This window comes from Bacillus sp. KICET-3 (assembly GCF_033261025.1).
Lineage (GTDB): Bacteria > Bacillota > Bacilli > Bacillales > Bacillaceae > Bacillus > Bacillus sonorensis.
Genome location: NZ_CP137345.1, coordinates 943,321 through 955,280 on the forward strand (window position 1 = coordinate 943,321; position 11,960 = coordinate 955,280).

Annotated in this window: 11 protein-coding genes; 8 read left to right on the top strand and 3 right to left on the bottom strand. The window is 46.6% G+C overall.

Features of this window, described 5'->3' with window-relative positions; genetic code table 11:
• Positions 1–20: 20 nt before the first annotated feature.
• The 3 genes from R5H20_RS04620 (at position 21) to R5H20_RS04630 (ending at position 4,498) form a co-directional block, all read left to right on the top strand.
• A complete protein-coding gene (locus tag R5H20_RS04620) occupies positions 21–1,139 on the top strand; it encodes a dihydrolipoamide acetyltransferase family protein (protein WP_006639893.1) in 1,119 nt (372 codons plus the stop codon).
• Positions 1,140–1,156: 17 nt separating this feature from the next.
• Positions 1,157–2,533 (top strand): dihydrolipoyl dehydrogenase, encoded by a 1,377-nt coding sequence (gene lpdA / locus R5H20_RS04625; RefSeq protein ID WP_006639892.1) that lies wholly within the window; start codon positions 1,157–1,159, stop codon positions 2,531–2,533.
• A 111-nt stretch (positions 2,534–2,644) separates the two neighbouring features.
• Positions 2,645–4,498 carry a sigma-54-dependent Fis family transcriptional regulator gene (locus R5H20_RS04630; protein ID WP_006639891.1) on the top strand — a complete coding sequence of 618 codons (1,854 nt, stop codon included), beginning with the start codon at positions 2,645–2,647 and terminating at the stop codon, positions 4,496–4,498.
• A 1-nt stretch (position 4,499) separates the two neighbouring features.
• Here the strand turns inward: R5H20_RS04630 and R5H20_RS04635 are convergent, their stop codons facing one another.
• Positions 4,500–4,826, bottom strand: coding sequence for a YnfA family protein (locus R5H20_RS04635; protein WP_006639890.1), 327 nt, complete (start codon positions 4,824–4,826; stop codon positions 4,500–4,502).
• 190 nt (positions 4,827–5,016) lie between these two features.
• Between R5H20_RS04635 and glvA the strand changes: the two genes are divergently transcribed.
• The 3 genes from glvA to R5H20_RS04650 all read left to right on the top strand — a co-directional run bounded on the left by glvA (position 5,017) and on the right by R5H20_RS04650 (position 8,878).
• A complete protein-coding gene (gene glvA / locus R5H20_RS04640; protein ID WP_006639889.1) occupies positions 5,017–6,366 on the top strand; it encodes a maltose-6'-phosphate glucosidase in 1,350 nt (449 codons plus the stop codon).
• A 113-nt stretch (positions 6,367–6,479) separates the two neighbouring features.
• On the top strand, positions 6,480–7,262 hold the full coding sequence (locus R5H20_RS04645) for a MurR/RpiR family transcriptional regulator (RefSeq protein WP_006639888.1): 783 nt from the start codon (positions 6,480–6,482) through the stop codon (positions 7,260–7,262).
• Between the two features lie 23 nt (positions 7,263–7,285).
• On the top strand, positions 7,286–8,878 hold the full coding sequence (locus tag R5H20_RS04650) for an alpha-glucoside-specific PTS transporter subunit IIBC (RefSeq protein WP_006639887.1): 1,593 nt from the start codon (positions 7,286–7,288) through the stop codon (positions 8,876–8,878).
• 84 nt (positions 8,879–8,962) lie between these two features.
• Here R5H20_RS04650 and R5H20_RS04655 read toward each other — a convergent pair whose 3' ends face one another.
• Entirely contained in the window at positions 8,963–9,859 is an 897-nt protein-coding gene (locus tag R5H20_RS04655) for a coiled-coil domain-containing protein (RefSeq protein WP_088272713.1), read from the bottom strand.
• Between the two features lie 156 nt (positions 9,860–10,015).
• Entirely contained in the window at positions 10,016–10,351 is a 336-nt protein-coding gene (locus R5H20_RS04660; protein WP_006639885.1) for a winged helix-turn-helix transcriptional regulator, read from the bottom strand.
• Positions 10,352–10,586: 235 nt separating this feature from the next.
• Between R5H20_RS04660 and R5H20_RS04665 the strand changes: the two genes are divergently transcribed.
• Together R5H20_RS04665 and R5H20_RS04670 are read left to right on the top strand one after the other, a co-directional pair.
• Positions 10,587–11,015 carry a DoxX family protein gene (locus R5H20_RS04665; RefSeq protein ID WP_029418763.1) on the top strand — a complete coding sequence of 143 codons (429 nt, stop codon included), beginning with the start codon at positions 10,587–10,589 and terminating at the stop codon, positions 11,013–11,015.
• A 31-nt stretch (positions 11,016–11,046) separates the two neighbouring features.
• Entirely contained in the window at positions 11,047–11,910 is an 864-nt protein-coding gene (locus R5H20_RS04670) for a VOC family protein (protein ID WP_006639883.1), read from the top strand.
• Positions 11,911–11,960: the final 50 nt, after the last annotated feature.

Sequence of the window (11,960 nt, forward strand, 5' to 3'; positions counted from 1 at the left end):
TCAGAAAGGAGAGAGATAACATGGCCGTCGAAGTCGTCATGCCAAAACTCGGAATGTCAATGAAAGAAGGAACGGTTTCCGTCTGGAATAAAAAAGTCGGGGAAGCCGTTGAAAAAGGTGAAAGCATTGCAAGCATCAACTCTGAAAAAATTGAAATGGAAATCGAGGCCCCGGCAAAAGGAACCGTTTTGGACATAAAAGTGCCTGAAGGAGAAGGCGTACCGCCGGGAACCGTCATCTGCTACATCGGCGATTCAAGCGAACAGACCCCAAAAGAGCAAAAACCGAAACCGGCGGAAGAACGCCTTAAAATTTCACCGGCGGCCCGTAAGATCGCAGAAGGCGCAAATGTTGACGTGCATGCGATCCAAGGGACGGGGCCGGGCGGAAGAATTACGAAAGCAGATGTTTTGAAGGTGCTCGCTGATGAGCCGAAAAAACAAACAAATACTGGCGAACATCAGCCTGCCGGGATGATGCGGAAAACGATCGCCCGAAGGATGGCAGAAAGCCTGAAAAACAGCGCACAGCTGACCATCACGATGAAGGCGGACGTGACAAAGCTGACGGCTTTGCAGCGTCAACTTAATGAAACAGCCAAAACAAAATATGATACGAAGCTGACGATGACTGATTTTGCCGCCAGGGCAGCAACGCTTTCATTGCAAGATCACCCTGAGATGAACAGCGCTTACCAAGACGGCAGCCTGACCGCTTTTGAACATGTTCATTTAGGAATAGCCGCCGCTTTGGACGGCGGGTTGGCGGTTCCCGTCATTCGCCATGCTGAACGGCTGCCATTGATCGAGCTGGCCAAAAAAATTAAATGGTACGGAAAAAAAGCGCGGGACGGCCGGTTGCTTCCTGATGAAATAGAAGGATCAACCTTTACGATCACAAATCTGGGTGCATACGGTGTGGAGCATTTTACCCCGATTTTGAATCCTCCGGAGGCGGGGATTCTAGGAATTGGCCGGATGTATGAAGCGCCGGTTTATCAAGAAGGTGAATTGTGTAAAAGCGCCATTCTCCCGCTGAGCCTGACATTTGATCATCAGGCGCTTGACGGGGCGCCGGCCGCGGCATTTTTGTCAACCGTAAAACAGTATTTGGAGGATCCGGCATCGCTTATTTTGTAGGAAGAAGGTGAGAAAACATGACACTTGCCATTATCGGAGGAGGCCCCGGCGGATATGTGGCGGCGATCACCGCCGCCCGCCTCGGCAGGAATGTGGTATTGATTGAGCATGGACCATTAGGGGGAACGTGTCTGAATGAAGGCTGCATTCCGACAAAAGCGCTGCTCGAAAGCGCGGATTTGTTTGAAAAAATCAAGTCGGCGAATGAATTTGGCATTGAATTTTCGCAAGGAAGTCCGGTCATTCAATGGCAGGCCGTGCAAAATCGGAAAACGGCAATCATCCGCCAGCTTTCAGACGGCATTAAATATTTAATGAATAAAAACAAGATCAAAATTTTGAATGGAAAAGCATCCTTTCTCTCCGGCCATGACATTCTGGTAGAAGCTGATGGAAAGCAGGAGGTCATCAAGGCCGATCAAGCGATTATCGCATCAGGTTCGGAGCCTGTGGAGCTGCCGTTTGCTCCGTATGACGGAAAGTGGGTTATTCATAGCGGCGATGCCATGGCTCTTTCAGCTATACCTGATTCGATTTTGATCATTGGAGGAGGCATCATTGGCTGTGAATTCGCGAGCATTTTCAGCAGGATGGGCGCAAAGGTTGTCATCGTTGAAAAGGACGAACAGATTTTGCCTGGGGAAGATCCGGATATTGCTGCATTTTTGCACAGCAGGCTTGAGGAAGCAGGAGTGGATGTTTTGACATCAGTTGCCGTAGAACGGCTTGATTCCGCTTTAAAGAAAGCCTTCTTGAAAAATGGGGCTGAAGGGCTGGAAATCAGTGCTGATGTTTGCTTAGTCGCGATTGGCCGCAAGCCCAGATTGGCGGACTTGAATCTGGATCAAATCGGAGTGAAATATGATAAGAAAGGCATTCACGTCAATCAGCATATGCAGACGAACCTTTCGCATATCTACGCCTGCGGGGATGTCGCGGGAGGCGTCCAGCTTGCACATGCCGCCTTTCATGAGGGAACGGTCGCCGCTTCGCATGCTTCAGGCAAAGCTGTGTGTGTCAATGATCAGATTATCCCGCGCTGCATCTACACATCTCCTGAAATCGCCAGCGTCGGATTAAATGAAAAGACAGCAAGGGAGCGCTATGGCGATATTCGGATCGGAGAGTTTCCGTTTTCCGCAAATGGAAAGGCGCTCATCATAAATGAGCCGGTCGGCAAAGTGAAAATCATCGCTGAGCCGGAATACCACGAAATCGTAGGCGTGTCCATCATCGGACCGGGCGCCACCGAGCTGATCGGGCAGGCAGCGATGATGATGCATGCCGAGATGACGGCGGATACAATGGAGCATTTTATCGCCGCCCATCCGACTCTTTCAGAAACGATTCACGAAGCTGTGCTGCAGACAACAGGCCAGGCCGTCCATTCCTGATTTTGTCCTTAGGCAACTGCTCATAAGTTTTTTCGAAAGGGCTGAACACCATTATTGAAAGCGCTTTTATTATTCTCTATAATGAGAAAAAAGCCCTTAGGAGAGGATGGAATGAATCCGACGCCCTGCTATTTAAATACGTGGAAGCGCTTCGTTCAGGAGGGGCTGCTCGACCAGACCCGCCTGAACAAAAGAGTCATGGAATCATGGTACCGCTGCAAAAAAGCCAATGTGAATCCGTATTTAGATAAAGGACAGTCAATTTTAAAAAAGGATTTATTCAACGCTCAAAAAAAGAAGCATTCAGTATTTTTCAATGCCGCCCTTCCTTATTTGAAAAAAATCAGTCTTGAATTGGAAGAGTCGGAGATGATGGCTCTGCTCATTGATGCGGATGGCTATGTTTTAAGCTTGACGGGCAGTCAAAGAACACTCGAAGAGGCGAGGAAAATCAATTTTGTCGAAGGAGTACGCTGGACGGAAACGGAAGTCGGCACAAATGCAATCGGAACGGCGCTTGAAATCGGCGAAGCCGTCACGATTAACGGCTCTGAGCATTACGCCGTCGCTTCCCACCATTGGAGCTGTTCGGCCGCCCCGATCCGGGATGAGGGCGGAACGGTATTGGGAGTGGTCGACATTTCCTGTCTGACTGACAGGCGGCACCCTTTTATGCTGGGAATGGCCGCGACTGCCGCACATGCCATTGAACGCGAAATCAGCGTATACACAAAGAGAGAAGAAATGGAGCTTGTCAACCATTGTGTTGAGAAGATCGATTCTGATGAACCATTTGTCGTCTGCAATGAGAAAAAAGAGGTCGTTTCGGCGAGCAAGCCGGTTCGAGAGCGATTTTCCGATTGGCGCGGTATGAACGTCGACGATCTCCTTGAAAGGGGATTTCGCATCCGCCGGAAAGAGACGATTGTGTCTGATAAGAGCGGTGTGCAGATTGGGAGATCGATTTCATTGGAAGAAGTTCCGCGGGAATCATCCGGGATTTTTATCACCCGTTTCAGTTTTACAGGAGAAACAGGAACGAGCAAGGCGTTTCAAAAAGCGCTCAATGAAATGAAAATGGCGGCAAATACAGATGCCAATGTGTACATATGGGGGGAAACAGGCTCCGGAAAAGAATTGGCGGCAAGGGCGATCCATGAAGGGAGCTCCAGGAAAAACGGCCCTTTTATCGCCGTCAACTGCGGCGCCATTCCTGAGGGGTTAATGGAAAGCGAATTGTTCGGCTATGCAGAGGGCGCGTTTACCGGGGCAAAACGCCGCGGCTCAAAAGGGAAATTTGAGCAGGCTGATAAAGGAACGATTTTCTTAGATGAAATCGGTGAAATCCCTCATGCGATGCAAGTGGCGCTATTAAGGATCATCGAGGAGCGTAAGGTCACCCCAATAGGCGGGTCAGATGAAATTCCTTTGGATATCAGAATCATTTCCGCTACCCACCGCGATATGAACGAGCTTTTAAGAAAAGGGAAGATTCGCAAAGACTTGTACTACCGCCTCCATGTCTACCCCGTCCATATTCCGCCGTTGAGAGAACGAAAAGAAGATATACCCGATTTGTTCCACCATTACAAAATGAAGCATCAGTGGAATGCCGAATTTCCGGAAGAATTTTTCCGGCGGCTTCAAGACTATCATTGGCCTGGAAACATCCGCGAGCTTTTCAATGTTTTTGAACGATTAAGAGTGCTGTTTCCATTCGGCGGGATGATCGGCGCGCCGCAATTTGGACCGGTTCTGAGTGCGCTCGAGCTGCAAAGCGCTGCCCTGCCTGCCGGGGATGGCCGGCCAAGCGGCCGCGCGCCGCTGACATTCAGGGAGCATATTCAAAAACATGCCATCATGGATGCTTTGCAAAAAACAAAAGGCAATGTGACAAAGGCGGCAAAGCTGGCGGGTATCCCGAGAAGCACGTTCTACAAGCGGCTGCAAAAGTATAATTTATAGGCTACCCCCTTGGCGCCCAAAGCATGACACATACACCGGCTAAACAGATGACAGCCCCGACCCAGTCATAGAGGTCAGGGGTTTTTTTATCGACCCACCAGCCCCAAAGAACCGCAAGAATGATGAAAACACCGCCGTAAGCCGCATACACGCGTCCAAATGACGGGAACTTTTGCAAAGTCGGAATGATGCCGTAGGCGATTAAAATCAGACCGCCGGTCAGTCCGTACCAGAACGGTTTGGATTCCCTCAGCCACAGCCATATGAGATAGCCTCCGCCGATCTCAGCTACTCCCGCCAATAAAAATAAAACCAGTGTCATCAGCATAAACGAAACAACTCCAATTTCGATGTTCTACAGCCATTCTACATGATACGGAAGCCGGCATGGGAAATTTCCCGGATTTCGGGAAAATAAACAAAAGCTGATTATAGGAACTGTCTTCCCCGAACGTGTTGGATGTTGGTGTAAAGCGTGATATAAGTAACTTGTAAACGCTTATAAGGGGGCTGTAAAAATGAACAAAACGTATTCGATAGTCATAGCGGGCGGAGGAAGCACATTTACCCCGGGAATCGTTTTAATGCTGCTGGACAATCTTGATGATTTTCCAATCAGCCGGCTGAAACTTTACGATAATGACGAAGAACGCCAAAACAAAATTGCGGGCGCTTGTGAAGTGTTGATTAAAGAAAGAGCGCCTCATGTTGAATTTCTGGCTACGACCGATCCGGAAAAGGCGTTTTCTGAAGTCGATTTTGTAATGGCCCATATCAGAGTCGGAAAGTATGCGATGAGGGAACTCGACGAAAAAATCCCGCTTAAATACGGGGTTGTCGGTCAGGAGACATGCGGACCGGGCGGAATCGCCTACGGAATGAGATCGATTGGCGGCGTCCTTGAACTGATTGATTATATGGAGACCTATTCACCTGACGCATGGATGCTGAACTATTCCAATCCGGCTGCCATTGTTGCTGAGGCGACGAGAAGACTGCGCCCGACATCCAAAGTGTTGAATATATGTGATATGCCGATCGGCATCGAAGACAGGATGGCGCAAATCCTCGGTTTATCTTCCCGTAAGGAAATGACTGTCCGTTATTACGGGCTCAATCATTTTGGATGGTGGACATCGATCTGCGATAAGAACGGAAACGATCTGATGCCGGCGATTAAGGAGCATGTCCGCCAATTCGGCTATATTCCGAAACATGAACATGAACAGGCTGAAGCAAGCTGGAACGCCACCTTCAAAAAGGCGCGTGAAGTGTATGAGCTTGATCCGGATACGCTGCCGAACACATACCTGCAATATTATTTTTACCCGGATGATATGGTGAAAAAATCGAATCCGGAATTTACCCGGGCGAATGAAGTCATGGAGGGACGGGAGAAATTTATTTTCGGCGAATGCGAAAAAATCGTCAGAATGCAATCTTCTGCAGACAGCAAAATCAAAGTTGACGATCATGCTTCATATATCGTCGACCTGGCAAGGGCGCTCGCATATAATACCGGGGAGCGGATGCTGCTGATCGTCGAAAACAATGGGACAATCGAAAATTTCGATCCGTCCGCAATGGTGGAAGTGCCGTGCATCGTCGGCAAAAACGGTCCTGAACCGATCACCGTCGGCAAGATTCCTCAATTTCAAAAAGGACTGATGGAACAGCAAGTATCTGTTGAAAAGCTTGTTGTCGAAGCCTGGATTGAAAAATCCTATCAAAAACTATGGCAGGCGCTGATTATGTCAAAAACCGTTCCAAACGCAAGAACGGCAAAGCTGATTTTGGATGATCTTATTGAAGTAAACAAAGATTATTGGCCGCCGTTAAGCGAGAAAGATCTTCAGCCGACTTTATAAATATTAAGTTTAAAAATATCAACCCTGACTTTCATCATTTCATTACTTGGCATACCCCCCATTTTTTCTCGTATTTTATATAATAAATATAGAGAAAAAATGGGGTGGACATGATGCAATTGGAAGAATTGATGAACAAACATTATAAAAAATTAAATGATAATGACTTTCATATTTTGAAATATATTTTGAACCATCAGGATACGTGCTACAAACTGGGCATAAATGAATTGGCTAAAAAGTGCAATGTTTCACGCACTTCAATTTTAAGGCTTTCTCAAAAGCTTGATTTCAGCGGATACAGCGAATTCCGGGTATTTTTAAAATGGGAGGCAGAGAAACGGGAAAAGGAGCGGGAAAACTGCCGTTCTTTTGAAGGGCTGATGAGAGATATGGAGGCCAGCATCAAATATTTGAAAAATACGGATATGCGGAATATGTGCAAGCTCATTGATGAAGCAGACCGCATTTTTGTGTACGGCTCCGGCACGGCCCAAACATCCTGCGCCTGTGAACTGCAGCGGATGTTTATTCCCCAGCACCGGTATTTGACTGTCATCAAAGATCAAATCGAGTTCGACATTATGATGTCTGATTTTAGCAGCAAGGACCTCATCATCATCATTTCGCTGTCCGGGGAAACCCCGTCGCTGATTCCGCAGGCGCAGACGCTCTCGGCAAAAGGAATTCCATTTATTTCGCTCACCAATTTAAAAAATAATTTGCTCGCTCAATTGACGCCTTACAATCTTTATGCGACAAGCGAGACAGTAACGGTTGCTCCGAATAAAGAACTGACGGCTTTTGCTCCTTTTTTTCTTGTCGGTGAAGCGCTGTTTCGGAGCTATATTGATTACGTTGAAGAAAAGAATCGAACCGGCCAAAATCATGTTTAACATAACAGAGGGGGGTTTTCATATTGATGCAAAAAGTGCAGCGGTTCGGAAGTGCCATGTTTGTACCGGTTTTGTTATTTGCTTTTGCAGGTATTGTTGTGGGTCTCAGCACTTTATTTAAAAATGAACAGCTCATGGGGGCGATTGCCCGGCCGGACACGTTTTGGTATCAATTCTGGTTTGTCATTGAGGAAGGAGGCTGGACCGTTTTTCGGCAAATGCCGCTGCTGTTCGCGGTTGGAATCCCGATCGCTCTGGCGAAAAAAGCACAGGCCCGCGCATGTTTGGAAGCGCTTACTACCTATTTGACTTTCAATTACTTTGTCAGCGCCATCCTGACCGTGTGGGGCGATTTTTTTGGTGTCGACATGACTCAGGAAGCCGGAGGTACTAGCGGGCTTGCAGAAATTGCGGGCATTAAAACGCTTGATACGAACATCATTGGAGCGATTTTAATTTCTTCAATTGTCGTTTATATCCACAATCGCTACTTTGATAAGAAGCTTCCCGATTTTTTGGGGATTTTTCAAGGGTCTTCATTTGTCGTCATCATTTCATTTGCCGTCATGCTGCCGGTTGCATTGGCAACAGCTTTTATCTGGCCGATGATTCAGAATGGAATCGCATCTTTGCAAAGCTTCCTGGTTGCATCGGGTGCACTCGGCGTATGGGTCTATACATTTTTGGAGCGGATCTTGATTCCGACGGGCCTGCATCATTTCATCTATACACCGTTTGTTTTCGGACCGGCCGTCGTTGAAGGCGGGATTGTCACCTACTGGGCCCAGCATCTGAGCGAATTCTCGGCAAGCTCCGAGCCGTTAAAAGAACTGTTTCCTCAAGGCGGATTTGCACTTCACGGAAACTCGAAGATCTTCGGAATCTTGGGAATAGCGCTGGCGATCTATGTGACTGCCAAAAAAGAAAAAAAGAAAATCGTTGCCGGACTGTTAATTCCGATTACCTTGACGGCCATCGTAGCGGGTATCACAGAGCCGATAGAGTTTACCTTTTTATTCATTTCGCCTTTGCTGTTTTGTGTTCACAGTCTGTTAGCGGCCACGATGGCGACGCTCATGTATGCTTCAGGAGTGGTCGGAAATATGGGCGGAGGTCTGATCGAGATCATGACGCTCAACTGGATTCCTCTTTTTCATCAGCACAGCGGCACTTATATTTTTCAAATTTTGATCGGGCTGTCCTTCACTGCTATTTACTTCTTCGTTTTCAGATTTTTGATTGTAAAATTGGATATTGCCACACCGGGACGTGAAAAAGACCAGCAGCAGGAAACAAAGTTTTATTCCAAACAAGATTACAAGGCAAAAAAGCATTCCGCAAAAGAGGTGTCGGCCAGCAAGGAAGATAGCGTGGATCAGGAACAGGCGGTCCTTTGCATTGAGGCGCTCGGCGGAAAAGAAAACATAGCTGAAGTGACAAACTGTGCAACAAGGCTGAGGGTCAGCGTATATGACGAGTCGAAAGTCGAACCAGACAGCGTATTTAAGTCGTTTGGCGCTCACGGTGTCGTCAGGAACGGCAAAGCGCTGCAGATCATTATAGGCCTGTCGGTTCCCCAGGTTCGCGAAAGGGTGGAAAAGCTGCTGAAAGACTGATAGTGCAGATTAAAAAATATTGCTGCCTTTTGCAATATAGAACGTCCGTAAACAGCTTGGATAAAAGGCAGCTTCTTTTAGATGTTAAGCCTCAAATTTCAGCTTTTCTATATCTCGTTTACTCGCCGCCAATTCTTTAGTCAATTCGGTCAAATTGTGATCAAAAAAGGCGGTTCTTTTAAAAAGTTCTTTGAATTTTTCTCCTGTTTTGATTTTGAATGAGATCAGTTCGGCGTGGGTCTTTTCCTGAGCCTCTTTAATCGCTTGAAACATTGAAAAAATCTCATTTTTAAAAGAATTGAAATGTTCTTGATGTGACAAGGTTTCAGCTTTAAAAGAGTTGAATTCTTGTTTAAATGAAGATAAATCTTGTTTAAGGCCGCTAACTTCGCTCTTGACCGAGGCCATATCTTTTTTAAGTCCGCCGACTTCGCTCTTGACCGAGGCCATATCTTTTTTAAGTCCGCCGATTTCGCTCTTGACCGAAGCCATATCTTTTTTAAGTCCGCCGATTTCGCTCTTGACCGAAGCCATATCTTTTTTAAGTCCGCCGATTTCGGATTTAACCGAAGCGAGCTCTATTTTTATGCCGCCGACTTCGTTTTTAACCGAGGCCATATCTTTTTTTACGCCGCTGACTTCGTTTTTAACCGAAACCATATCCTGTTTAAGTCCGCCGATTTCGCTCTTGACCGAGGCCATATCTTTTTTAAGTCCGCCGACTTCGCTCTTGACCGAAGCCATATCTTTTTTAAGTCCGCCGACTTCGCTCTTGACCGAGGCCATATCTTTTTTAAGTCCGCCGATTTCGCTCTTGACCGAAGCCATGTCTTTTTTAAGCTCACCGACTTCGCCTTTGACCGAAGCGATGTCAGTTTTCATCAAAACGACTTCATTTTTTATCGAGACGAGTTCTTTTTTAAATGGCAGAAGCTCCTCTCTGAATACGTTTCTAATGGTTTGTTCTAGTGCCGCGCTCATGATTTCGCCTCCTTTCTGCTCTTTCAATATACCATGAATCCCAATGCCGCAAAGGAGGATAAACGGCGGTTTTGCCGTTTGAAGACATATGATTGACTATAGGAAAAATGAAAAATAGGCAAACAAAAAGGCAGTGCACAAGTCGGCATGCCTTTTTTAATGTTTTTTTTCTTGTAAGCTTTCAATTTCGATCCATTTCTGCGACCATTCTTCGATTCCTCTGATCACCGGTTCAAGAGCCTGCCCCTTTTCGGTCAAGGAGTACTCAATCCGTACGGGTGTTTCCGGATAGACATGGCGGTGGATGATGCCCTCGTGTTCAAGTTCTTTTAATCTTTCGGATAACAGTCTTCCGCTGATGGGAAGAGAAGATTCTATTTGACAAAACCTCTGCGGTCCGTTAAGTAACTGGTGAATGATTAATCCATTCCAGCGCTGACTTATCATTTTCATTCCTTTTTCAAATTTGGGACATAAAGATGATAGGCTCATGTTCCTCACCTCTCTAGGCATATTATAACGATTTTCGAATAAATGAGCAAAGTTCAGAAAATATCTTGACGTAAGTTTGTTATTTATATATACTGACTTACACAAAGTAAGTAACGAACGAAAAAAGGAGGAATATACTGGTATATTATCTAGAATATGCCGATAGATTAATAGGGTGAATTGTTAGATGTCAAAGCTTTTGGAATTCATAAAAATGAAAAAAAAGGAGATTCTAATGAACAAAAAATATGAAATTGGCGGGTTGATTTTACGTTTGATTACAGGTCTTACATTCTTGCTTCACGGTATTTCGAAGTTTCAAGGCGGAATTGAAAACACTGTCGGATTTTTCAGCAGTGTCGGCATTCCAGGGTTTCTTGCTTATATCGTAGCAATTATTGAACTGGCTGGAGGGGCCTTGATGATTCTTGGTATTGGTACGCGGATCATAGGCGTTTTATTTGCTCTTGTCATGCTTGGAGCGATTTTCACAGTGAAGCTTTCTTCCGGTTTTATGGGTACGAACGGAGGAGCAGGCTATGAATTTGACCTGACCCTGCTTGCGATGTCCGCCCACCTTGCCCTGAGCGGAAGCAGCCTGCTCTCTTTGGACGGCTTGTTTCGCGCCAAACGCCAAGAGGAAGTATCTGAGAAATTGTCTTAACCTAACAGCGTCCGGAAAGGAGGAAATCATGATGACTCAGGAAATACATCCGCATACAGAACTGGGCTATGTCAAACTGAAAGTCAGCAATCTGAAAAGGTCCATCTCCTTTTACCGGGACGTAATCGGGTTTCAACTATTAAAGCAGGATGACAAGACCGCAGAATTCACTGCTGACGGCAAGCATCCGCTGCTCGTGATAGAAGAGATTCCAAATGCCGTTGTGCTCCCTGAAAGGGCGGCTGCAGGGCTTTACCATTACGCTATTTTGCTGCCGAACCGCAAAGAGCTGGGCCTGGCTTTGAAAAATTTGCTCCGCCATGGAATTGACATCGGCCAGGGCGATCATCTTGTCAGTGAGGCTCTTTATTTATCAGATCCTGATCACAACGGCATTGAAATTTACCGCGACCGCCCCCGTGAAGGCTGGAAGCGGGATGATCAGGGGAACTATGTGATGGGAACGGAGCCGGTTGATATCGCGGGACTCTTGGAGGAGGCCGGAGATCAAGAATGGCAGGGGCTTCCTCCAGAAACCAAAATCGGCCATGTTCACTTTCATGTGAGGGACTTACATCAGGCAAAAGAATTCTACCATTCAGTCCTCGGTTTTGGGATTGCAGGAGATTACCGGTATATGTCAGCACTTTTTGTCTCTGCAGGCGGCTATCATCATCATATCGGATTAAATCTGTGGGCCGGACATCAGGCTCCTTTTGCTCCGCCGGAAGCTTGCGGCATGGCGTATTATACGGTTGTGCTTCCAGACCGGGCCGAGCTTGAAAACATCCTTCATAGGCTGGAAAGCTCAGGGCATCGGCCGGAGGAAAAAGATGATGCATGGTTTGTTAAAGACCCGGCTTCAGGAGTCGGCATCAGATTAACCATGAAGTAAGAAAAAAGGTGAAACGATTCAGTTTCGCCTTTTTTTATGCCGTCATTTTG